The organism is Streptomyces luteolifulvus (genome assembly GCF_008806595.1).
Classification (GTDB): domain Bacteria; phylum Actinomycetota; class Actinomycetes; order Streptomycetales; family Streptomycetaceae; genus Streptomyces; species Streptomyces luteolifulvus.
Map to the genome: position 1 here is coordinate 21,891 of NZ_VZRB01000024.1, position 20,693 is coordinate 42,583.

Annotated in this window: 14 protein-coding genes and 4 pseudogenes; 12 read left to right on the forward strand and 6 right to left on the reverse strand. The window is 70.4% G+C overall.

Going from position 1 to position 20,693, the window contains the following annotated elements; translation table 11 throughout:
- From F7R91_RS28760 to F7R91_RS28775, 4 genes are all read left to right on the forward strand, one after another.
- Nucleotides 1–693, forward strand: coding sequence for a metal-dependent transcriptional regulator (locus F7R91_RS28760; protein WP_150953149.1), 693 nt, complete (start codon nt 1–3; stop codon nt 691–693).
- Nucleotides 694–884: 191 nt separating this feature from the next.
- Nucleotides 885–1,712 (forward strand): hypothetical protein, encoded by an 828-nt coding sequence (locus F7R91_RS28765; protein WP_150953152.1) that lies wholly within the window; start codon nt 885–887, stop codon nt 1,710–1,712.
- The gene (locus tag F7R91_RS28770; RefSeq protein WP_225320826.1) at nt 1,709–3,964 is read left to right on the forward strand and encodes a bifunctional polysaccharide deacetylase/glycosyltransferase family 2 protein; all 2,256 of its coding nucleotides are present in this window, start codon (nt 1,709–1,711) and stop codon (nt 3,962–3,964) included. Before F7R91_RS28765 ends, F7R91_RS28770 begins: the two co-directional genes overlap by 4 nt.
- A 426-nt stretch (nt 3,965–4,390) precedes the next feature.
- Nucleotides 4,391–4,780 (forward strand): hypothetical protein, encoded by a 390-nt coding sequence (locus F7R91_RS28775; protein ID WP_150953155.1) that lies wholly within the window; start codon nt 4,391–4,393, stop codon nt 4,778–4,780.
- Between the two features lie 209 nt (nt 4,781–4,989).
- On the opposite strand, the pseudogene F7R91_RS44525 reads toward F7R91_RS28775, so the two are convergent.
- Nucleotides 4,990–5,103, reverse strand: a pseudogene (locus tag F7R91_RS44525) (IS630 family transposase); the annotation flags it as partial.
- Nucleotides 5,104–5,505: 402 nt separating this feature from the next.
- Here F7R91_RS44525 and F7R91_RS28780 point away from each other — a divergent pair.
- From F7R91_RS28780 to F7R91_RS28795, 4 genes and pseudogenes are all read left to right on the forward strand, one after another.
- Nucleotides 5,506–7,743, forward strand: a complete 2,238-nt coding sequence (locus tag F7R91_RS28780) for a plasmid pRiA4b ORF-3 family protein (protein ID WP_191971670.1) — start codon at nt 5,506–5,508, stop codon at nt 7,741–7,743.
- Between the two features lie 178 nt (nt 7,744–7,921).
- Nucleotides 7,922–10,705: a DEAD/DEAH box helicase gene (locus F7R91_RS28785; RefSeq protein WP_150953337.1), complete on the forward strand. Its 2,784-nt coding sequence runs from the start codon at nt 7,922–7,924 to the stop codon at nt 10,703–10,705.
- Complete coding sequence (locus tag F7R91_RS28790; RefSeq protein WP_150953161.1) at nt 10,702–11,961, forward strand: SWIM zinc finger family protein; 1,260 nt, start codon at nt 10,702–10,704, stop codon at nt 11,959–11,961. The genes F7R91_RS28785 and F7R91_RS28790 overlap by 4 nt, the downstream gene beginning before the upstream one ends.
- 155 nt (nt 11,962–12,116) lie before the next feature.
- Nucleotides 12,117–12,239 (forward strand): annotated as a pseudogene (locus tag F7R91_RS28795) (ferric reductase); the annotation flags it as partial.
- 19 nt (nt 12,240–12,258) lie between these two features.
- Here F7R91_RS28795 and F7R91_RS28800 read toward each other — a convergent pair.
- Entirely contained in the window at nt 12,259–12,534 is a 276-nt protein-coding gene (locus tag F7R91_RS28800; RefSeq protein ID WP_150953164.1) for a hypothetical protein, read from the reverse strand.
- A gap of 332 nt (nt 12,535–12,866) precedes the next feature.
- On the opposite strand from F7R91_RS28800, the gene F7R91_RS28805 reads away from it, so the two are divergent.
- Nucleotides 12,867–14,357: an FG-GAP and VCBS repeat-containing protein gene (locus F7R91_RS28805; protein ID WP_191971671.1), complete on the forward strand. Its 1,491-nt coding sequence runs from the start codon at nt 12,867–12,869 to the stop codon at nt 14,355–14,357.
- A 446-nt stretch (nt 14,358–14,803) separates the two neighbouring features.
- On the opposite strand, the gene F7R91_RS28810 is transcribed toward F7R91_RS28805, so the two are convergent.
- Complete coding sequence (locus tag F7R91_RS28810; protein ID WP_150953170.1) at nt 14,804–15,418, reverse strand: cysteine hydrolase; 615 nt, start codon at nt 15,416–15,418, stop codon at nt 14,804–14,806.
- Nucleotides 15,419–15,531: 113 nt separating this feature from the next.
- Here F7R91_RS28810 and F7R91_RS28815 point away from each other — a divergent pair, with 113 nt between their 5' ends.
- Together F7R91_RS28815 and F7R91_RS28820 are read left to right on the forward strand one after the other, a co-directional pair.
- Nucleotides 15,532–16,233: a FadR/GntR family transcriptional regulator gene (locus tag F7R91_RS28815; protein ID WP_150953173.1), complete on the forward strand. Its 702-nt coding sequence runs from the start codon at nt 15,532–15,534 to the stop codon at nt 16,231–16,233.
- On the forward strand, nt 16,230–17,600 hold the full coding sequence (locus tag F7R91_RS28820) for an FAD-binding oxidoreductase (RefSeq protein WP_150953175.1): 1,371 nt from the start codon (nt 16,230–16,232) through the stop codon (nt 17,598–17,600). Before F7R91_RS28815 ends, F7R91_RS28820 begins: the two co-directional genes overlap by 4 nt.
- Before the next feature lie 1,075 nt (nt 17,601–18,675).
- Here F7R91_RS28820 and F7R91_RS28830 read toward each other — a convergent pair.
- The 3 genes and pseudogenes from F7R91_RS28830 to F7R91_RS44365 all read right to left on the reverse strand — a co-directional run.
- Nucleotides 18,676–19,512, reverse strand: coding sequence for a glutamate ABC transporter substrate-binding protein (locus tag F7R91_RS28830; protein WP_150953177.1), 837 nt, complete (start codon nt 19,510–19,512; stop codon nt 18,676–18,678).
- 185 nt (nt 19,513–19,697) lie between these two features.
- Nucleotides 19,698–19,858: pseudogene (locus F7R91_RS44360) on the reverse strand (amino acid ABC transporter ATP-binding protein); the annotation flags it as partial.
- 36 nt (nt 19,859–19,894) lie between these two features.
- A pseudogene (locus F7R91_RS44365) lies at nt 19,895–19,966 on the reverse strand (ATP-binding cassette domain-containing protein); the annotation flags it as partial.
- Between the two features lie 248 nt (nt 19,967–20,214).
- Here F7R91_RS44365 and F7R91_RS28840 point away from each other — a divergent pair.
- The gene (locus tag F7R91_RS28840; RefSeq protein WP_150953183.1) at nt 20,215–20,646 is read left to right on the forward strand and encodes a hypothetical protein; all 432 of its coding nucleotides are present in this window, start codon (nt 20,215–20,217) and stop codon (nt 20,644–20,646) included.
- Nucleotides 20,647–20,693 lie beyond the last annotated feature (47 nt).

Consider the following 20,693-nt stretch of genomic DNA (forward strand, 5'->3'; position numbering starts at 1 on the left):
ATGTCCCCACTCATCAACACCACGGAGATGTATCTCCGCACCATCCTCGAGCTGGAGGAGGAAGGCGCGGTCCCCTTCCGCGCCCGGATCGCCGAGCGCCTGGACCAGAGCGGCCCCACCGTCAGCCAGACCGTCGCCCGCATGGAGCGCATCGGTCTGCTGCACCTCGCCGGCGACCGGCACCTGGAACTGACCAGGGAGGGACGGCGGATCGCCACGCGGGTGATGCGCAAGCACCGGCTCGCGGAGTGCCTGCTCGTCGACGTGATCGGGCTGGAGTGGGAGCATGTTCACGCCGAAGCCTGCCGCTGGGAGCACGTGATGAGCGAGGCCGTCGAACGCCGCCTTCTGGAGCTGCTGCGGCACCCGACGCAGTCGCCCTACGGCAATCCGATCCCGGGCCTCGAGGAACTCGGCGGGAAGAGCCCGGTGGAGCCGTTCATCGACGAGAGCATGGTCAGCCTCAGCGACCTGGAGCCCGGGCCGAACGGCGCGAGCGCTGTCGTACGGCGCATCGGGGAGCTGATCCAGACCGACCCCCAGCTGATGTACACCCTGCGGTACGCCGGGGTGCAGCCCGGCATGGTCGTGAGCGTGACGTCGATGCCCGGCGGCGTGATGGTCGGCAGCGGCGGGGAGGCCGCTGAACTCCCCACGCAGACTGCCGCGCATGTCTTCGTGGCCAAGTGCTGAGGCCAGCCGGGCGCCGGCCCGTTGCCGGGGCCGTGCGGGCACGGGGATGGTCCTGGACCACTGGCCTGGTCCAGGACCATCCCCGTGCTACAGCTGGGGGAGTCAAGGGCCGTGTTTTCCGCCGCGTGAGTTTGGGTGGTTATGGTCGGTAGTTGTGCCAGGGACCCCACCCGTCTCTACACTGCGCGGCCATGTCCACGCACTCTGAGCCTGCACATGGGGCATACGGCACTGATGCCGCGAACAACGCGACCGGCGGGTACGACGTTCATGGCGGGTACCCGCCGATGGCCGAGCCTCAGGGCCTGCCAGCCGTGTACCAGCCGCGGTACGCCAGGACCCCCGCCTACGGGGCGTACGGGGTTCCGGCGGTCGCCGACGGCTGGCAGAACGCGTTCGACCGGACGGCGGAGCTGCCGCCCGTGACCGCGGACGGGAGCCCCGCGCACGGCCCCGGGCCCGGCGTGTACGAGCAGCACACGGTGTACGTCGCTGCGGCCGGAGCGAACGAGCAGTACGGCGCGTACGAGCAGTACGGCGCGTACGAGGACACCGGGCCCGAGGAGGACGACGGCTCGGTGTTCGTCGACGGGTCGGGGAGGCGCGGGCGGCTGATACGCCGGGCGGCGATCGCGGCGGGCGCGGTCTGTGTCCTGTTCATCGCCGTGGTCGTGGCCGGGCTCTTCGACTCCGGGCCGGCCGGCAACCCGCTGCCCTGGGTGCAGGGCAAGGACGACACGAAGACCGGGGAGCCCACGCCCGCCTCGTCGTCCGCCGACGACTCGTCCTCCGGCGCGGGCGGCACACCATCCGACTCCTCCGCCGGTTCCGGAGACTCCGACGAGGCGTCCGTCTCCCCGAGTTCCACACCAAGCGGCTCCTCGGACGGCGATGGCAAGACCGAAGAACCCTCCACGGCGCCCTCGACCACGGCCGCGCCCACCATGACCGGGCCGGACCGGGGGAACGCCGGCGACAACCCGGGCAGGGGCCAGGGTTCGACCAAGGGACCCAAGTGAGCCCACGACCGCGAGCCAACCGTCCGGCGGGACAGGCCCGCACCGCGCGCACCACCCCCGCCCCTCGCTCCTCCGGTGGTCCGCACGGCTTCGTCACAGCACGTGGATCTCGTACGGCCGAGCCGCCGCAGAGCTCCCACGGCGCTCGTGACTTTCGTACGCCTCCGCCCTCCCGCCCCGCCCCCAACCGTCGCGCCCGCCGCCGCGACCCCCGCGCCCACTGGCTGCTGCTCCTGCTGACGCTCGCCGTGGCCGCTACCGCGCTGCTCTTCGGCGGATACGGGCGGCACGAGATAGCGCCGACCGCGGCGTCCGCCCGGGAGTGCGCCACCGCCCCCGAGGCGGTGCGCACCGGCGGACCCGTGCTGACCGAGTCCGACGGCAGACTGCGCAGCGCGCACCTCCCGGCCCGCACGGTCGCCCTGACCTACGACGGCGGGCCCGATCCCTCCTGGACCCCGCGGCTGCTCGACGTCCTCGCGGCGCACCACGCCAAGGCCACCTTCTTCCTCACCGGCACCGAGATCGCGGCCCACCCCGGCCTGGTCCGGCGGATCCGCGACGAGGGTCACCAGATCGGCTCGCACACCTACACCGACGCCGACCTCGCCCAGACCGGCACCTGGCGGGCCCGGCTCGAACTCGCGCTGACCCAGAACACCCTCGCGGGCGCCGCGGGCCTGGGCACCCACCTGCTGCGCCTGCCGCACACCGCCTCCGTCGGCACGCTGTGCGCCGCCGAGTGGAGTGCGGGCAGGCGCGCCGTCGACGCCGGGTACGTCCTGGTGGCCGCCGACGCGCCCGGCCGCAGCCTGAAACGCGGAGCGGTCCGTCAATACACCGGCTCGCCCGCGGCCGTGACGGAGACGGAGAGACTGCTCGCCCACCCACCCGTGAAGGGCCTGCACTTCACGACCGTCGGCGCCGGGCTCGGCATGAACGGCGTCACCTACCCGGTCGACGGGGGGAACGAGGCGAAGGGCAGGGCCGTGGTGTGGGCGCAGGCCTTCTCCCGGGCCTTCGCCGACGGCATGACCTGGCTCATGGCGGCCGCGGGCGTGATCACCGTGGCCCGGCTGGTGCTGCTGTTCGCCGTCGCCCGCGTCCATGTGCGCCGCACCCGCAGGCAGCGCCGCCGGGGCAATCGTCTGCCCCCGGTCACCGACCCGGTCACGGTGATCGTCCCCGCGTACAACGAGGAGGCGGGGATAGAGGCGACCCTGCGCTCGCTGCTCGCCTCGACGCACGAGTACGTGCAGATCATCGTCGTCGACGACGGCTCCAACGACCGCACCTTCGAGATCGCCGAATCGGTGCGGGCAAAGGACGCGCGGGTGATGGTGATCCGACAGCCCAACGCGGGCAAGGCCGCCGCCCTCAACACCGGCCTGTCCTGGGCCCACTTCGACATCGTCGTGATGATCGACGGAGACACCGTCTTCGACCGGGACGCCATCCGCCGGCTCATCCAGCCGCTCGCCGACCCGCGCGTCGGCGCGGTCAGCGGCAACACCAAGGTCGGCAACCGGCAGGGCATCCTCGGCCGTTGGCAGCACCTGGAGTACGTCATCGGCTTCAACCTCGACCGCCGTATGTACGACGTCCTCGAATGCATGCCGACCGTCCCCGGCGCCATCGGAGCCTTCCGCCGTCAGGCGCTCGCTGATGTCGGAGGGGTCAGCGAAGACACCCTCGCCGAGGACACCGACCTCACCATGGCGTTGTGCCGGGCGGGCTGGCGGGTGGTCTACGAGGAGTCGGCGATCGCCTGGACCGAGGCACCCTCGACGGTCAGGCAGCTGTGGAAGCAGCGCTACCGCTGGTGCTACGGCACCCTCCAAGCGATGTGGAAGCACCGGCGTGCGCTCGTCGAGCGCGGCGCGGGCGGCAAGTTCGGCCGCCGCGGGCTGACGTACCTCACCGTCTTCCAGATGCTGCTGCCGCTGCTCGCCCCGCTGGTCGACGTCTTCGCGGTGTACGGGCTCTGCTTCCAGAGCGCCGCGCGCGCCGGAGCGGTGTGGCTCGGCTTTACCGCGATCCAGGTCGTCTGTGCGGTCTTCGCCCTGCGTCTCGACAAGGAGAGGTTCGAGCCGCTCTGGACCCTGCCGCTGCAGATCGTCGTCTACCGGCAGCTGATGTACCTGGTGGTCGTCCAGTCGGTGGTGACCGCCCTGCTGGGCAGCCGGCTGCGCTGGCACCGGATGCAGCGCACGGGCACGGCCATGGACACGTTGCTGCGTCAGCCGACCTGAAACACAACTCCAGCTCACGGGGATCGAGGTACGCCGCAAGGGAAGCCTTCAGTGTCGGTACTGAGCTGACGCGGCGGAGCGTCGGAGCCCCCGTCGCCTCTCAGCAGGACCGAGCGGCATCGGGAGTTACGCATCTTCCAGATGCCCTCCCACGCCCCGAAGTTGAACCAGGCAGAGGGGACTCGGCCCCTGCTCAAGTGGCACCTGCCGACTTCGCCGCGGCCGAGTGGGCATCTGACCCGTGTGATCAAGCGGAAGCCGAAGAAGATCCAGTACCGGGCACCACCTGATCGACGGCTTTCTCCCGCCGACTGGTCTGATCATGGACCACGACGCGATCACATCACCGGACTCCATGAGTTCGCCCCGAGGAGCTGACCGAAAGTTCTCTTACGAGTGGGATGTTCCGCTGCCAGCCTCGCGAGCATGAAGGGAACCAGAAAGCTCGCCGCCATCGGCGCGACAACCGCCGCCATCGCCGCCGCCCTGACCGTCGCGGCCCCGCCTGCCTCCGCTGACACCTACAACGGATGCGTCTGGCCCCGTGTCTGCTTCTACCTCACCAGCAGCGACTGGAACGCCGGAGCGCCCAACGCTGCTTTCCAGGATGTCACCAGCTACTACCAGAACCTCGGCTCCAGGAGCCGAGGGGCCGACTACGTCTGGAACAGCCGCAACGACGATCGTGCATATCTCCGCTACCTCGACAGCAGCGGCAGCACCCGGTACTACTGCCTTCCCCCGAACCAGGGGGTCTACTTCCCTTCGGCGCTGACCGTCACCGGCATCAGGATCGATACGGCGCCCAGTTGCTGAGAGCATCCCCCAAACAAGGAACCTCTACGGCCAGTTCGGTCCGGGCGCCACACTGTGGTGCGGCGCCCGGGCTGTCGACGTGGCGGGGCTGATCACGCGGGTCAGGTGGGCCAAGTCGGCTGCGGCGAAGTCGCCCGGTGCCGCTTGAGGAGCAACCAGACCCCCTCAACTCCCCGGTGTAGAAAGGTATCTGGGGCCCAACCAGGGCGCGCACCGCCTTGCTCCCACGCACGCCGCAACGACCGCGCCGTCACTCGAAGATCCCGCGCGACGGCTTCGCTCTGCTCCCCACGAGCGACCCGGTCCGCCGCCTCCAGGCGCACTCGCTCCCGCTACTCCTGCTCCCTGGGCGTCAGTTCGCCCCCATACGCGTACGGCATGACGACGTCGTGCCGCAACGATCAAGAACCCCCGGCATGGCGAATCTCCTTGGGGATGTGAAGCGCCCCTCGCGACCGGGTCTGCGAGGGTCGCATGGGATGTCGGGGCTTGACGCTGTCGGCGTGGTCGTCTCGCTCGGCACGTGTGCGCGCTCGGTGGCCTGTAGGCCACGGGCTCCCGAGCCGCCGCGGACGGTCGCGAGGACGCATGATATCCCTGCCCGCGGCGTTGGGACCGTGTGTGCCCAAAAGGGCGGCCGCCGCCACAACCGGGTTTGAGCAGGGCGCACCGAGAGCGTCATGATGGGTCCGTTCGAGTCGCCCCGGGTGCGGTGGGAGCAGCAAATGCGGCGAGACGGGAAGACAGCCCCGTCCGATCTCCAGCTGAAGATCGTCCTTCACGGCACGAGACCGCCCCTGTGGCGGCGCCTCGTGCTGCCGTCCGACGCCTCGCTCGGGACGCTGCACGACGCCATCCAGGTCGCCTTCGGATGGCACGGTGGCCATCTGCACCTCTTCACCGACGAGTTCGGCCGGGGGTACGGCGATACGGCCCGACTCACCGACATCGATCTCGGCTTCGGCCGCGGGGTCGGGGACGAGGACGCCACCGCACTCGGCGACGTGCTGGCCGAGGCGGGAGCACGGCTGCGTTACGTCTACGACTTCGGCGATGACTGGGAGCACGGAATCACGCTGGAGAAGACGCTGCCGCGCCCGGTCGGCGCGGAGCGGACGGTGCGCTGCGTCGGCGGGCGTCGCGCCGATGTACCGGCCGAGGACATCGGCGGCGTGTGGGGACTGGCCCAGGTGCTGGAGCTCCTCCAAGCCCCGGACGGTGCCGGGGACGGCCCGCACGGTGAACTCGTCGCCGAGTTGCGGGCGGCCGGTTACGATCCGGCGGCCTTCGACCGGGACGGGATCACCGCGCAGCTGGCCCAGTTGACGCCGGTCGCGGCATCCCGTGCGGCGAAGCCCCCGGCCCGTGATCGGGTCGGGCGCGGCGGCGTCCGTCGGCTGACCGCCGAGGATGTGGCGTTGTGTACCTGCGGGCAGTGCCAGGTGGGCGACCCGGCCGATGCCGGAGTCGACGGACCGGCCGACGACCTGCCTGTGCTGCGCCCGGTGACCCTGGCTCCGCAGAAGGACCTTGTCGCTGCCGTGCGGGGTGTCCCGCTCTTCGACGCGGCGCTGCGGCTCGCCGCCTGGTGCCGCGAGGGACGTCAGGTCACCGCCGGCCGGGTACTGCGCCCCGCACTCGCCCGTGAGGCCGTCGAGGAGCTCGAGCTGTGGAAGCTGGCCGGCGACGGCTCGCCGTACGCCGATGCCGTGGCGCGGGCCCGTGCGTTGAAATCGCTGCGCAGCGCCAAGGACATGACCGTTCTCGATGATCCGTGGTGGCTGGCTGTGGACGGCGGATTGATCACGATCAGCGGAGGCCGCGGGTGGGGCGGTGCGGCGACCGCCTTCGCCGGTGAGGACGTTCTGAAGTTCTGGGCCGCCGCGGTGGGCGACCTGCTCGAGGAGATCGGTGAGACGGGGGTGCTGGACGGGTGGCACGGTGAGCTGGGTGAACTGACGGCCGAGATCGCCGACGGACTGGTCGGGCTGCTGTACGACGCCCCGGACGACGTCTGGGTGGCTGGTGACGACCTGCGCGCGATGACTCGTGAGGCGGGCGAGATCGGGCCGGAGTTCGACCTCCTCCAGGCGCTGTTCGCAGCGTCCTTCCGGGAACTGGGGGTTGCGCTCGCCTATTTGGGCGCGGTGGAGTACGAGCCCGGTGACGGCGACGTATCGTCCGAGGAGGTTCTGCGTACACTCCTGAACGCCATGGGCGGGCAGGAGCTGGGCAGTTCACCTTCGCCGACGGCGTCCGACCGGCCGCGGGACGACAGACGCGGGGACCGTATGCGGCTTACCCCGCTTGGCCGGTACGGGCTCCGCGCCTACCTGATGGAGTGCGGTGTGCCGGCGCCGCTGCTCGGTGAGTACGCCGACGCCGACGCCGGCGCTCTGCTCCAAGGGCTCCTGGGCTACTCCCCCGAGGAGATGCGCCAGGAGGTCGAAGGGTGGCTGGATCACCGCTCTGCGGCGGACGCCGCGGTGGGGCTGCTCGACGCATGCGCGGGAGACGGCCCCGATGCCGCGGCGAAGCGCGCCGTGGCCCGGCTGGTACTGGCCGGCCTCGACGACCCCCGGGCATTGCGCGTACTGCGCAAGGCAGCGGACTCCGACGTCGAGGGGTGCCGCCACGTGGCCGCCGCGACCCTGGGCACACGCCCTGAGGCAGAAGCGCACGTGGAATCGGCGCGGGCGAGGGAGGCCGGGTTGTGGCTGCTCATCGACGGGCTGTCGCTCCACGCCGGTGCTCACGAGGACGAGGAGCTGGTCCAGGGCTTCCTGGAGAACTGGAACACGGCATCGCAGACGCCCCAACAGCGGATGGACGACCTGTGGCGAGTGAGGCATCCGGCCACCGCCCAGGTACTCGCCGAACTGGGGGAGGCCCTGCGCGGCGTCGACAAGCAGCTCGCCAAACGTATGCGTACCGCGGCGAACAAGGCGCGCTCGAGCCGGTGACGACGGGGCCCGCACCCGTTGGTGGGTGAGGTGCGGGGTGAACAGCGGGGCGCGGTGGGTACCGCATGGAGACGATGGGCGGAAGAGAGTGGCACGAGTCGTCGTACGAGAGCCGCGCACCGGCACAGGGAGGACGCCGCCGCTCGCCGCGCCGGAGGCAGCCGACTTCGCGAAGAAAATGCTCGACGACGGCTGGGCGGCGGTGTTCCTGCCGGGCGAGCCCGCCCGCTTGGGACGGCTGCTGCTGTGGCAGCCCGTCGGGGCAGCCGCCGCGAACGGCAGGCCGTCCGCCGGCCTCGGGACCGAGTCGGTGGAGCTGGTGCTGCCGCACGGCCGCTCGGTCAGGCGGCGCCAGGTGGAGGGCTACGCCCTGCCCGTCGCGGTCGCCGTGGCCGCCCTGGCCGGTGCACAACCACCGCATCCGTCCGCCGCAGCCTGGCAGGCCGCCGCTCGGCTGGCGCTGCGGCTGCTCGCCGACGGCCGCCTCCACCCGGCCCTCACCCCGGCCGGCTACGACACCTGGCAGGCGGGCCCCTTCAGCGCCGCCCAGCGGCAGACCCTGGCCGCCCTCGCCGCCGCCTTCCCGCCCCATGCCCACTGCCTGACCGAGTCCGGCCCGGCCCCCCTGCGGATCACCGAACCGGCCGCGCTGGTACGCCAGTTCTGCGACGCGGTCGCCGACGACCTGGTCCGCACTCCGGCCGCAGCACTCGCGATGGGAGCGCTGCCGTACGCCTGGCGCGAGACGCGCGCCGTGCCCGTCCTGCGCGAGTGGGCCGAGGAGACCGCCGCCGCGTTCACCGCCGACGTCAGGGTCTCGCTGCGGGTCGATGTACCAGAAGGACGCCGTCGGCAGTTCCGCGCAGTCCTCCAGCTGCACACCGCTGCGGATCCGGCGCTCGTCGTGGAGGCCGCACAGCTGTGGGGCGAGCCGGCCGAGACCGAGCGCCTGCTCGGCCCGCGCGCCGAGACCGAGACACTGCTTGCACTGCGCCGCGGTGCCCGCGTCTGGCCACCGCTCGACCGGCTGCTCAGGGATGCTGCTCCGGACCATCTGCGGCTGACCGACGACGAGGCGTTCGACCTGCTGGGCGACGCCACTGACACGCTGCGCACCGCCGGTATCGACGTGCACTGGCCGCGCGAGCTGGTCAAGGCACTCACCGCGACCGCGGAGATCGGGCAACGCACCGCGCCCGGCTCCAGCGCGGGCGGCATGCTCGACGCCGACACCCTCCTCGACTTCCGCTGGCAGCTCTCGCTGGGCGGCGAACCGCTCACCGAGACCGAGATGGACACCCTCGCCGAGGCACGCCGCCCCCTCGTCCGGTTGCGTGACCAGTGGGTGGTCGCCGACCCGAAGCTGGTGGCCCGCGCAAGGCGCCGCCGGATGGAACCGCTCACCCCCATGGAGGCACTGGGCGCCGCGCTGACCGGCGAGATGGAGCGGGACGGGGAGACTTTTCGCTGCGCTGCGGCCGGGGCGCTCGGCGACCTCGTCGCCCGTATCCGCGACCCCGAATCCCGCACCCCCGCCGCGCAGCCCGCCGCCCTGAAGGCCACGCTGCGCGACTACCAGAAACGGGGCCTCGCCTGGCTGGCCGAGATGTCAGAGCTCGGTCTCGGAGGCTGTCTCGCCGACGACATGGGCCTGGGCAAGACCATCACGCTGCTCGCGCTGCACCTGCACCGCCAGACCGACCCCACCACCGCGGGCCCCACGCTCGTTGTCTGCCCCGCCTCCCTGCTCGGCAACTGGCAGCGCGAGGCAGCCAGGTTCGCACCGGCCACCCCTGTGCGCCGTTACCACGGCGGCGACCGCCACCTGAAGGACCTCGCCGACGACGAGATCGTCCTGGTCACCTACGGCGTCCTGCGCCGCGACCGGGAGACCCTCGCCGAGCGCGCTTGGTCGCTGATCGCCGCCGACGAGGCCCAGCACGTCAAGAACCCCTACGCCGTCACCGCCCTCGAGCTGCGCGCCCTGCCCGCCCGTGCCCGCGTCGCTCTCACCGGCACCCCCGTGGAGAACAACCTCTCCGAACTGTGGGCGCTCCTCGACTGGACCACCCCCGGACTCCTCGGCCCGCTCACCGCCTTCCGCGAGCGCCACGCCCGCGCGATCGAGTCGGGCGAGGACCCGCGGGCCGCCGAACGGCTGTCGCTGCTCGTCCGCCCGTTCCTGCTGCGCCGCAGGAAGTCCGACCCGGGCATCGCCCCCGAACTGCCCGCCAAGACCGAGACTGACCGCGTCGTCCCACTGACGACCGAACAGGCAAGCCTGTACGAGGCAGTGGTCCGCGAAACCATGGCAAAGATCGCCGAAGCCGAGGGCATTGCCCGACGCGGCCTGATCCTGAAGCTCCTCACCGCGCTGAAGCAGATCTGCAACCATCCCGCCCAGTACCTGCGCCAGTCCACACCGCTGCACGGCCGCTCCGGCAAACTGGCGCTGCTCGACGAACTGATCGACACCATCACCGCCGAAGGCGAATCGGTGCTGGTCTTCACCCAGTACAAGCAGATGGCGAACCTGCTGGAGAAGCACCTCGCAGAACGAGGCGTCCCCACTCTCTTCCTGCACGGCGGCACCCCCGTCGCCGCGCGTGAGGAGATGGTGGACCGCTTCCAGCACGGCGAGGTGCCGGTGTTCCTGCTCTCCCTGAAGGCCGCGGGCACCGGCCTCAACCTGACCCGTGCCACTCACGTCGTGCACTACGACCGCTGGTGGAACCCCGCGGTCGAGGACCAGGCCACCGACCGCGCCTACCGCATAGGCCAGGACAAGCCCGTCCAGGTCCACAAACTTCTCGCGGAGGGGACCGTGGAGGACAAGGTGGCGAAGCTTCTCGAATCCAAGCGCGCCCTCGCCGACGCCGTGGTCGGCTCCGGTGAGGCCGCCCTGACCGAACTCTCCGACGCCGATCTCGCCCGACTCGTCGCCCTGGGGAGGCAGCCATGAGCCCCTCCATCCCCGGCCCGCGCCGCGCGCCCGCCCGCGGCAGGCGCGCCTTCGCCGCGACCTGGTGGGGCCAGGCATGGGTGACGGCCCTGGAGGATTCCACCCTGGACTCCGGACGCCTGTCCCGCGGGCGCACCTACGCCCGTCAGGGCATGGTCGGCGCCGTCACCATCGCCCCCGGCCAGGTCAAAGCCGCCGTCCAGGGCAGCAGGCCCCGCCCCTACCGCTCCGCCGTCCACCTGTCCGTCCTCACCGACGCCCGGTGGGACACCCTCCTCGACACCATCGCGGCCCGGTCCGGGCATCTCGCCGCGCTTCTCGACGGCGAGATGCCCGCCGAACTCGTCGACGACGCCCGCGAGGCCGGCGTACCCCTGCTCCCTCAGCCCACCGAACTCGACCCCGAATGCTCCTGCCCCGACTGGGGTTACCCCTGCAAACACGCCGCCGCGCTCTGCTACGCCATCGCCGCCACCATCGACACCGACCCGTTCGTGCTCTTCGCGCTGCGCGGCCGCAGCCGCGAGGAGGTCCTCGCCCAGCTGCGCACCCGCCGTACCGCCACTCAGGCGACCTGCACCCCGCCGACTCCGGCCGGCCTCCCGGCCGCCGGCGCCTACGCGGCCTGGGCCGCCCTGACCGAACACACCCCACGCCTTCCCGAACTCCCCGAACCGGCCCCCCACACCGCCGCGCTGCCCGCCGCCCCGCCACCCGGAACCGGTCTGTTCACCACGGACCTCGAACGCCTCATCGCCGACGCCGCCGCACGCGCCGCCCAGCTGCTCACGGGCGCTACCACGGGCCTGCACCTGACCCAGCACCAGGACGCGGTACGCATCGCCGCGAACGCCCCCGGACCCGAGTGGTTCCACCGCCTCATCCAGAACACCGGCGCCAAGCCCACCGCCTTCGCCCGCCTCACCCGCGCCTGGCGCCACGGCGGTCCCACCGGCATCACCGTCGCCGAACACCCCCACACGCCCGACCCGACGGCGATGACGGCCGCCCGCACCGCCCTGACCGAGGCCCTCACCGAAATGACCACCGCCCCGATAGCCCTCAGGGCCTGGCGCAACCGCCTCACCCTCAGCGACCACGGCATCCAGCTGCGCCTGGGCCCCGACGCCCGCTGGTACCCCTATCTCCACGACGACGGCGAATGGTGGCCCGCGGCACCGGCCGACCCCGATCCCGTCACGGCACTCACCTCCGTCTGGCAAGACCGAGGAGTGACACGTACGACGGACCTGTGAATCCGCCGCCTCAGCACACAAGTTGGATCTTCCATTGGAGTGGCTTCGGCCAGGGCGTGATCCTCGCGCTGTTCGGGGCCGGCAGCGTGCGAGCTGTCCACCTCACGTGCACCGGTTACGGCTTGCAGTAAGGGCGACCGTCGGTCGGCCGAGGGCGGGTGTGGTCGGAGGGCCCTTACGGCGCGCTCACGGCGGCTCGCCGCAGCAGGCGCAAGGTGTTGCTGCTGGCCGGAGGTGTGGGCATTACCCCGATGCGCCCGCTGTTCGAGACCCTGCCCGCCCAGCCCCCCTTCGCGGTTACGGGGGACGCCAGCGAAGTGCCGCTCCCTCTCCACGTTGCGGCCGATCATTCACGCCGTCGACGGCCCGCGCTCCCATGCCGGCCCAGATCAACCTTCGGCCGTTCTGGATCAGGGAACTCCTACCGTTCCGGGTCAGGAACCGCTGGGCGTGCTGCCGGCCGCGCGCCCGGGCGCCGCGTGCCACGGCTATCGCGTCCGGCTCGTGGCGCAGCGCCAGGTCCTCGGGGCGGCGGGCGCGGTAGACCATGGTCAGGTCGTTCGGCCGCGCCATGTCTCCCGCCCGACGTGTGAAGGTGTGTGGTGGCCCTCCAGCTCAGTGCCCGCCCGGCGCTGGAACAAGCCATCACTGCGCCCTGCCTAACGGATGGTACGGACAAGCGGAACACGCCGTTCGCTTCGTGCAGGGAAGGAATCGGATGGTGCGCCCTTGGCGATGGCCGCCGAGGTGCCCGAATCCTCGCCCACGGCGGTGGGCGTCTCCATGAACGGCAGGTGACTTTTCGTACAACCATCGGTTTGGTTCACGTGTCTCTTGTGGTGTGTGAGCTGGATGTGATGGCTCGTCACTTCAGCGGCTTGCATCCCTTTGAGCAGGAGGTTCGTGTGCCCAAGCGCGCACTTCGTACGACGGTGGCCGTAGCCGTGGCCATGACGGCCACATCGGCTCTGGCGGCGACCGCCGTGCAGGCGGCACCTATGTCCCCCGTGGCGAACGCCGCCCCGGACAAGGTCGACTTCAACGGCGACGGCATCACGGACGTGGCTGTCGCCGCGCCCGGAGCAACCGTGAGCGGCGAGGGGCAGGCCGGGTATGTCGCCGTGGCGTACGGCTCGGCGGCCGGAGTGAAGACCCTGTACAAGAAGGTGTTCCACCAGAACAGCACCGGGATCCCGGGCAGCGCCGAACAGGACGACCGCTTCGGCTCCACGGTGGCCTCCGGGGACGTCGACGGCGACGGCTACACGGATCTGGTCGTCGGCTCGCAGGGCGAGTCCGTCGGGAGTCTCCATGGGGCGGGCAGCCTGACCGTGCTGTGGGGCGGGGCCAACGGTCTCTCCGGTGGCACCGTCATCAAGGGCACGGCGAACTATCAGCACATCGGCGCAGCCGCCGCGGTCGACGACTTCAACGGTGACGGCCACCTCGACATGGCCACGGGAACCACGGTCTCGTACGGGCCGATGTCCCGCACCGGCGGATGGACCCGTACGGACGAGATGACGGTCGAGGTGGGCGGCTCGGCGGAGGAGCTGTGGGGGCGCCCGGAGTTCGCCACTGGTGATGTGAACGGTGACGGCATCTCCGACCTGGTTGCCCTGATCTCGCACGGCAGCGAGGAACTTCCCTACCACGGCCCCCGACTCGTCCAGTATCTGCAGGGCACGTCGGCCGGCCTGTCGGAGGCGCGGACGCTCAAGGACCCGTCCGGGAAGACCCTGGACGGCGGCCGGTCCGTGGCGGTCGGGGACATCGATCGGGACGGATATGCCGACATCGTCCTCGGCCGCACCAGCGAGTACGACATGCGAGGCACGGAGGACGTGAACGATGTCGGCGGCGGTATCGAGGTCGTCGCCGGCACCGCCACCGGACCGGACACCACGAGCCCTCGTACGCTCATCCACCAGGACACCCCCGGGGTTCCGGGCTCGGCGGAGGAGATGGACGGCTTCGGCGACAGCGTCTCCCTGGGCGACGCCAACGGTGACGGATACCTTGACCTCGCGATCGGTGCCGGCCGGGAGGACGTGGGCAGCGCGAAGGACGCGGGCTCGGTGACCGTCCTGAAGGGCAGTGCCGGCGGACTGACTGTGACGGGCGCCCGGAGCTTCACGCAGAACACCGGCGGCGTACCGGGCAGCGCCGAAACCGGCGACGCGTTCGGGCGCGCCGTCAAGCTGGCAGACGTGAGCGGTGACGGCAAGACGGAACTGTTCGCCGGCGCCCCCTACGAGAACGGCGCCGCCGGCGGTGTATGGGCGTTCCCCTCCACCGCGTCCGGGGTCACGGCCACCGGGGCGTATTCGTTCGGTGCGGGCACGCTCGGCCAGATCGCGGCGAACGCCGTGCTCGGCTGGTCGTTCAACGACTGACGAACTCAAGGAACGGTGTAGGGGGCAAGCCCTCCGGACACGCGCCAGGCCGGCGACGTGAGCTCGAGCGCGGCTTCGCCGCCCCAGGTCGGACAGGCTGAGCCGGTCCGCGAGCATCCGGGCTGCGCCGTCGCGCATCGCCGTCCGGGCCACAGCCGGCCGACGCAACAGGCTGGTCGTGACTTCCTCCCCGCACGTGTCGTCCCTGGTAGATCGGTGGCGACCTGGGCAGCGACCGGTGCGATGACGCACCACGGCCCGCTGCTCGCGGACCCCGGGCGGGACGATCCAGGCTCCCGACAGGAGGTCCGCGCGCGGCAGGTGGGCCGCAGATCCCGCCGCGGGATGGCGTCTGTCGGCGCACGAGAATGCCGTTGATCACCCCTGCGGTGGGCTTTCCGCCGTTGATGTCAACTGTCGTCGCGCCAGGGGCGCCGATGGCGGGACTACAGGGCGGCGATGACGTCTGCAGAGGTCATCGGCAGCGAAAACATGGGGAAGTCGTAGGAGATGGCATTGTCGTGCTCCTCCTGCGAGGTGGCGGCGACGCAGTCGGTCAGGGTGATCACCCGGAAGCCGTGCTCGTAGCCGGTGCGCATGGTCGACTCCACGCAGCAGTTGGTGAGGAAGCCGCCGAGGATGATCGTGTCGATGCCCTTGCTGCGAAGGATGAAATCGAGGTTCGTGCTGGCGAAGGTGTCGAGCCCGCGCTTGCCCTCGATGACGATGTCTCCGTTCACCGGAGTCAGCTCGTCGACGATGGCCGCGCCCCACGTGCCCTTCACGAACGCCTTCCCGTCCACCACGCCTTTGAGGATGCCGTAGGGGTGTCGGGTCAGCTCGCCGTAGCCTTCCGCGAACGTGATGGGCGCGTGCATGATCGACACTCCGGCAGCGCGGGCGGTGTCGACCACGGCGACGGTGTTGGCAAGCATGTCGGTGCGCTGCATGACGTCGGCGACTGCTCCGTGCAGCACGCCGCCGTCGCTGGTGAACTCGTTCTGGTACTCGATGAGCACGATTGCGGTCCTGGCCGGGTCGAGCTCGAGCTTGTCGGTCATGTCGCCACCTGTTTTCCGCGTCTTTGAGGCGAGGGGCCTCTGTGTCCTGAGGCACAGCGAGACGTACGATAGCTGCTTGTCCGACAAACAGACAAGAAGCTATCGTGTGCCGCATGACGATCTCGCCGGTATCGCGCGTGCCCCTGAGTCTGGACGTGGCTCAGCGACTGCGGGCAGCCATCCTCGACGGCACCTTCCCCGCCGAGACCGAGCTGCCCACGGAGACCGAACTCGCCCAGTCCTTCGGTGTCGGGCGGTCCACCATCCGCGAAGCGCTCCGGGTGCTGCAGGCCCACGGTTTGATCAGCGGAGCGGATACCGTCTCCACCGCGCGTCCGCGCGTCACCCACGACCGCACGGCGGGCGCGGCGGGCCTGGCGCTGAGCACCGCGTTGCAGGTCGGCGCGATCCCGCTGGGCGACCTGGTGGCGCTGCGCATGCTGCTGGAGGCGGAGGCGATACGGAAGACCACCTCCGTGCCCGATGCGGTGCGGTCCTGCCTGGTGACCATGGCGGCAGCGGTGGAGAACACCGACATCCACACGTTCCACGCCGCTGACGTGGACTTCCACGTGCAACTCGCCTACGCCGGCGGTAATCAGGCGCTGGGGTTCGTCATCGGCGTGCTGCGCGACTGCATCGCCGGCTACCTGCTCGACGCGCTCGACGCGGTGGCCGATCGGGGCACGGTGCTCGCGCGTCTGCTGGCCGAACACCAGGCGATCGTCGACGCGCTGGACGCAGGCGAGTCCGACCGTGCCGCCGAGCTGGTCGTGGCTCACGTCCGCGATTTCTACGAGCCGGAGACACCATGACCGAGGTTGTAGGCGACGTCTCCGCCGCCCTCGCCGCCGCGCTTCCGGGCCGGGTGGTCACCGACCGGGGTGCGATGGAGGCCTACCGTCGTGACCAGTGCCTGTTGGCTCCCGCGGGGCACCCGGCGGCGGTGGTACGGGCCCGCTCAACCGATGACGTGATCGCCACACTGCGCACAGCCGGCGACCATCGCGTCCCGGTGGTGACCCGGGGGGCCGGCACCGGGTTGGCCGGCGCGGCCAATGCGATCGACGGCTGCGTCGTACTCTCCCTCGCCGCGATGGACCGGATCCTGGCCCTTGACGTGGCTGGCCGGACGGCAACCGTCGAGCCCGGCGTCGTCACCGGCGATCTCGACGCCCGCGCCCGCGAGCACGGCCTGTGGTATCCGCCGGACCCGGGCAGCAAGGCGATCTCCACCATCGGAGGCAACCTGGCAACCAACGCAGGCGGCATGTGCTGTGCCAAGTACGGGGTCACCGCCGACCATGTCGCCGCGCTGACGGCCGTACTCCCCGATGGCCGCGTGATCCGTACCGGTCCGCCGACCCGCAAGAACGTCACCGGGCTCGACCTCACCCGGCTCCTCGTCGGCTCCGAAGGCACCCTCGCGGTGATTGTGGACGCCACTGTGCGACTGCGACCGTTCCCGACGGCCACCGCGACCGCAGTGGCCGCGTTCCCGACGCCCCAGCAAGCGGTCGACACCGTGCTGCAGATCGCGGAGGTCGCCGACCCGGCAGCGGTGGAGCTCATGGACCGCACCTGCATTCGCGCGGTCAATCGCCTGACGCGGATGGGGTTGGACGAGTCGGCCGGGGCGCTCGTGCTCGTCCAGTGCGACGGGCCGTCCGCCGGTCAGGAGGCGGCCACCTTCGCCAGGCTGGCAGAAGCCGGCGGTGCCATCGAGGTGCTGCACACCGCCGACCCGACGGAAGGCGAGATGTTCATGCAGGCCAGACGAACGGTGTACCCGGCGCTGGAGAGACTGGGCACCACGCTGCTCGACGACGTCGGCGTCGCGGTCCAGGACCTTCCCCGATTGCTTGCCGCGATCGAGCGCACTGCTGCCCACCACGGCGTGCTGGTCGGCACCTTCGGCCACGCCGCCGACGGCAACTTGCATCCGACCATCGTCTACGACGCCGCAGACCGTGACGCTGCTGAACGTGCTGGTGCGGCGTTCGACGACATCGTGGCCGCCGCGCTCGCACTCGGCGGCACGATCACCGGCGAGCACGGCGTGGGCTCGCTCAAGACGCCCTACCTCGACGCACAACTCGGTCCCACCGAGAGGGAGCTGATGACCGGCATCAAGGCCGTCTTCGACCCGGAGGGCATCCTCAACCCGGGTCGCGCGTATTAGCGGCCTTTCAAAACGACCGCCCCCCTGTTCACGTCCGGTGGTGACGGAGCGGCGCTGGTGTCCTCGTTGCCGTACCCTGCGGTTCACAGCCCGGGGACAAGGCCTCATCCTCTCCGGCCGACCGGCTGGATCCGCTCCAGCGTCCACCAGTGGGTCTTGCTGCAGTCCTGGCCCCGAAGATAGGGCCGGGCGGGCCGGCAACTGCTGTACGTCATCGGCCGCCTCCGAGGATGCCCTGGTCTTCAGGCCGGGGAGGAATCGGACTCCTGCGGAGCGGGGTCAGGGGTAGCCGGATCGCCGTCGGGGCGATCCGGCGTCCACGCCACGCCGGGGTGAGGAGGCCAGGGAGGATCTCGGCGCGGCCGTCCGCGAGGCCCAGGTGTCGCCCGATGCCCTGCACGCGCGCAGCGGCCGAGCGCCGGAACGCTGCCCCGGGCGTCGGCGATCCGCACGAGCCCGTCAACGGATCCTGCCCGTCGCGATGTTTGGCGCCCCGCCGAGCGCCCGGTCCAGCGCGGCGACGGCAGGCGGGTCGCTACCCAGCTGAGCCCACGCGTCCGAAACGACAGCAGCCCCGCGTACACCGACCACGCCCCCATGGTCCACCCGTCGGTTGCGAGGGCGTCCCACCGCACTTTGGCATATGGCCCGACGCGGGAGTGCCGTTCGAAAAACGCGACGTGGAGCGCGTGCGCCCAGGTCCAGTGGGTCTGGCATGTTGCGCTTCGCGTGCCGTGCTGCCTGGCCGCGTGCCCGGTCGGCCGTTCCGCGTTGGCTGGGTCGCGTGCTGGGCGTGCTCACGCGCTGCGGGGTGCGGCAGTCGGTCCGGTGTGCTCCGCGCCCTGCCTCCTCCGTTCGCGTTGCCGCATCCCTTGCCCGTGATGCTCTGCGCCGCGGGGTGCCGACGCGCCTCGCGGTGTGCCCGGGCCGGGCGGCCCAGAACCAAGTTCTGCCAGGGAAAGTGAGCCGAAGAACGATCGTCCCTCCCTTGCAAAACCTGATGCTGGCGCAGGTCGCTGCGTCTCGTCGGGCAATTGCCCGGTGTGGGCCAGGGGAGCGCCCTCCGACCGTTGCCTCAGCTCTTGATGTCGCCGATCTTCGGGGCGAGCTCAAAGTGGTAGTGGGCCCGGCCGAAATGGCGTATCACGGCCCCGCCCCAGGAGCCGTCTCTGACCATCTTCTCGAGAGCCTTATTGATCTTGTCGACGGTTCGGCTGTCGCCCTTCTTCACGCCGATGCCGTAGTTCTCGTTGCTCAGTTGGAGTCCGGCGAGCTTGAACTGGTCCTTGTACTGCTTCTGGGCGGCGAAGCCGGCGAGGATCGAGTCGTCGGTGGTCACTGCGTCCACGGCGCCGCTCTGCAGGCCCGCGATGCACTCCGAGTAGGAGCTGTACTCCTTGAGGTGAGCCTTCGGAGCGATCTTGTTCTTGACGTTCTGGGCCGAGGTCGAGCCCGTCACTGAGCACAGGTTCTTGCCGTTGAGGTCTGTTCCCTCGCTGATGTCCGAGTCCGCTCTCAACAGCACGTCCTGGTGGGCCAGCAGGTACGGGCCGGCGAAGGCGACCCTCTGCTTGCGCTCGTCGGTGATCGAGTAGGTGGCGGCGATGAACTGCACGTCGCCGCGCGAGAGGGCGCTCTCACGGTCAGCGCTCTTGGTCTCGACGAACTCGATCTGGTCCGGCTGGTAGCCGAGCTCTTTGGCTATGTAGGTGGCGACGTCCACATCGAAGCCGGCAAAGGAGCCATTGGGCTTCTTCAGGCTGAGGCCGGGCTGGTCGTACTTGATGCCGATCTTGATGGTGCCGCCGCCGCTGCCGACGTCGTCCTTGTCGTCACCGCCTGCACAGGCCGTTGTGGTCAGGGAGAGGAAGAGCGTAGCCGCGGCCGCGCCGGAGACGTTGAGAAGCTTCATGGTGAATTGCCTTCATATGATCAGGAAATGGCGTGTTGCGGGACAACGCCGTACTCGCGGGTGCGACGGGGCGTCAGTGGGGCAGAAGCATCGACAGGTAGTCGTTGGCGCGCTCGCTGCGCGGGTTGCTGAAGAGCTGATGGGGGCGGCGCTGCATCGACGATGCGACCCTCGGCCATGAACGGCTGAGCGGGGACTTCGTCGGCCTGGGTGCAACGCCGACCTGGTCGACCAGGGCGTGGGCCTTCTCGTTCGCCTTCTTCCTGTCAGTCCCGTGGACCTTGATCTGGCCCAGCATCACGTTTTCGAGCACGATCTTGTGCGCGGACAGGTTGAAGAACTGGAAGAAATGCCGGAGTAATCGTCTCCAGGCGGTTGATGTGCGGCACAAGGTGGTCTTCCCGGACCCGGGGGGCCCGGTCACCACGACGACCTCGCCGCGAGCGATCGTCACCCTGGCCACTGATACTTCGGTCATCGCACGATGGCTCTGTTTCTACTCGGTTGCGGAGGACAGTAATGACCTGCATGACCACCGTCATTACATCTGAGCGGAATCTGAGCTAGGACCTGCTGTCCATCGTCGTGGGTGCACCGCACCCCCCATGGCCCCACCTGCCCCGCCTGTTCCGTGCCGCCGCGGCCCGCCTCGATGGGTATGTCGTCACCCTCGGCCAGACCGCCGTCCAGCTTGACCGTCCCATGCTCCTGACCTGGCGGCCCGGCCAGTTCGGGCGCTGGCACGTCACCGAGCCGGGCGAGGTCGACGCGCAGCGCCTGGTGCGCGTGGCCGGACGCGTGCTCGGGCCTGGCTGCGTGATGTCCGACTGCTACGACCCCGGTCGCGACCGACCGGACGACTGGGACGGACAGGCCGGCCTGATCCTGGTGGACGCCGACGCCGACGCCGACGCCCCGGGAGACCCTGCCGCGTGGTTGGTCATCGAGCGACTTGCCTCCTGTCAGTGCGAGGGCCTGCGCCAGCCGGATCCCCGACCTTCCCGAGCGTCACGTCGCGACCAGCGCGAATGCGTCACTACCGTAAGGCTCCTCTGTGTGGGATCAACTCGCCGCGTACCGGCGGTAATCCGCATGGTGTTCGAAGGGTGCACGGTAATGCGCGGTGAAAGGTAAAGAATTCCCCGGCGATTCGCCGATGAATCGACCTGCCGCCGTCGATT

Excerpts from the sequence above, each read along its gene's own strand:
- F7R91_RS28840 (WP_150953183.1), top strand. The coding sequence starts at position 20,215 with ATGCTCCTGACCTGGCGGCCCGGCCAGTTCGGGCGCTGGCACGTCACC.
- F7R91_RS28780 (WP_191971670.1), top strand. The coding sequence starts at position 5,506 with ATGCGGCGAGACGGGAAGACAGCCCCGTCCGATCTCCAGCTGAAGATC.
- F7R91_RS28815 (WP_150953173.1), top strand. The coding sequence starts at position 15,532 with ATGACGATCTCGCCGGTATCGCGCGTGCCCCTGAGTCTGGACGTGGCT.
- F7R91_RS28790 (WP_150953161.1), top strand. The coding sequence starts at position 10,702 with ATGAGCCCCTCCATCCCCGGCCCGCGCCGCGCGCCCGCCCGCGGCAGG.
- F7R91_RS28820 (WP_150953175.1), top strand. The coding sequence starts at position 16,230 with ATGACCGAGGTTGTAGGCGACGTCTCCGCCGCCCTCGCCGCCGCGCTT.
- F7R91_RS28830 (WP_150953177.1), bottom strand. The coding sequence starts at position 19,512 with ATGAAGCTTCTCAACGTCTCCGGCGCGGCCGCGGCTACGCTCTTCCTC.
- F7R91_RS28760 (WP_150953149.1), top strand. The coding sequence starts at position 1 with ATGTCCCCACTCATCAACACCACGGAGATGTATCTCCGCACCATCCTC.
- F7R91_RS28800 (WP_150953164.1), bottom strand. The coding sequence starts at position 12,534 with ATGGCGCGGCCGAACGACCTGACCATGGTCTACCGCGCCCGCCGCCCC.
- F7R91_RS28785 (WP_150953337.1), top strand. The coding sequence starts at position 7,922 with ATGCTCGACGACGGCTGGGCGGCGGTGTTCCTGCCGGGCGAGCCCGCC.
- F7R91_RS28810 (WP_150953170.1), bottom strand. The coding sequence starts at position 15,418 with ATGACCGACAAGCTCGAGCTCGACCCGGCCAGGACCGCAATCGTGCTC.
- F7R91_RS28775 (WP_150953155.1), top strand. The coding sequence starts at position 4,391 with ATGAAGGGAACCAGAAAGCTCGCCGCCATCGGCGCGACAACCGCCGCC.
- F7R91_RS28765 (WP_150953152.1), top strand. The coding sequence starts at position 885 with ATGTCCACGCACTCTGAGCCTGCACATGGGGCATACGGCACTGATGCC.